1 pseudogene is annotated in these 1753 nt (G+C 44.7%); it reads left to right on the forward strand.

Annotated elements, in window-relative coordinates:
• Window positions 1–1753: pseudogene (locus HMPREF2795_RS05115) on the forward strand (hypothetical protein); the annotation flags it as partial.

Consider the following 1753-nt stretch of genomic DNA (forward strand, 5'->3'; position numbering starts at 1 on the left):
AGCTTCACACCTGGTAACCCTGCAATCCCAATGGGTGATGATACACCTGCAACCTTTGAAGATGGCTCAACTACGAAGACTATTCCAGGCGAAGGAACATATACTGTAGCTCCAGATGGAACGGTTACATTTGTACCAGAAAAATCATTTACAGGAACAGGAACAGGTGTGACTGTTAAACGTGTAGATAAGAACGGAACAAAAGCTTCAGCAACTTACACACCAACTGTAACGCCTGTTACACCAACTGCAAGCCCAGCAGTATCTACTGATGTGCAAGGTCAAACTCAAACAGGTAAACCTGTATTTACTGAAGGCGACAGTCGTGTACCAATGAACGATGATGTTCCAGCAACCTTCGACGATGGTTCAACAACTAAGACAGTTGACGGCGTTGGTACCTATACAGTTGCAGCAGACGGAACAGTAACATTTGTACCAGAAAAATCATTCACTGGTGAAGCACCAGCCGTAACAGTTGTTCGTGAAGATATGAATGGCACTAAGGCTTCTGCAACTTATACACCAACTGTAACTCCGGTTACACCAACTGCAACTCCGGCAGAATCAACTGGTCTTCAAGGTGTGGTTCAAACTGGAACTGTAACCTTCACAGAAGGTGACCCAGTTGCACCAATCGACAAGGATACCATTACTCTTCTTGACGAAAATGGTCAGCCAGCAGCGTCAGTAGATGCGAAATCGCCAGCAGGTGATGTGATCGGTACTTTCACAGTTGATAAAGAAACAGGTGTTGTAACCTTCACACCAACTGATAAATCATACTCAGGTGAGGTCGTTCCAGTTAAGGTTCAAGCCAAAGACACTAACGGAACGGTTGCTGAAACAACCTACACACCGACGATCACTCCAGTTGTACCAACTGCTGATCCAGCAACATCTACAGACATTCAAGGTCAAACGCAAACAGGTACACCAAGCTTCACACCTGGTAACCCTGCAATCCCAATGGATGATGATACCCCAGCTACATTTGAAGATGGATCAACAACGAAGGTGATTTCAGGCGAAGGAACCTACACAGTAGCTCCAGATGGAACAGTGACCTTCGTCCCAGAAAAATCATTCACAGGAACAGGAACAGGCGTAACTGTTAAACGTGTCGATAAGAACGGTACTCCAGTTACTGCTAAGTACACACCAACAGTTACACCAGTAACTCCAACAGCAACACCAGCTACAACTATTGGATCAAAAGGTCAAGAACAGTCTGGTAAACCAGCATTCAAGGAAGGCGATAGTCGTGTTCCAATGAATGATAATGTACCAGCAACCTTCGAAGATGGTTCAACAACGAAGACTATCCCAGGTGTTGGTACTTATACGGTAGCAGCAGACGGAACAGTAACCTTCAAACCAGAACCTGAATTCACAGGTACAGCTCCATCTGTAACAGTTGTTCGTGAAGATGTAAACGGGACTAAGGCTTCTGCAACATACACCCCAACAGTAACACCAGTTACTACATTTGTAGATAAAGCTGGCAATTCAATTCCAGGATATCCAAGTGAAGATGGCGAACAACCTAAGAAAGCAATCCCAGGTTATCGCTTCGTAGAAACGAAGAAACTTCCAAACGGAGATACCGAGCACGTCTACGAACAAGTTAAGACATCATTCAAGGATAAAGAAGGAAACGAGATTCCAGGCAATCCAAGTGAAGATGGTGAACAACCTAAGAAAGAAATTCCAGGTTACCGCTTCGTAGAAACGAAGAAACTTCCAAACGGAG

Origin of the sequence: Streptococcus sp. HMSC056C01 (assembly GCF_001811305.1) — a bacterium.
Classification (GTDB): Bacteria; Bacillota; Bacilli; order Lactobacillales; family Streptococcaceae; genus Streptococcus.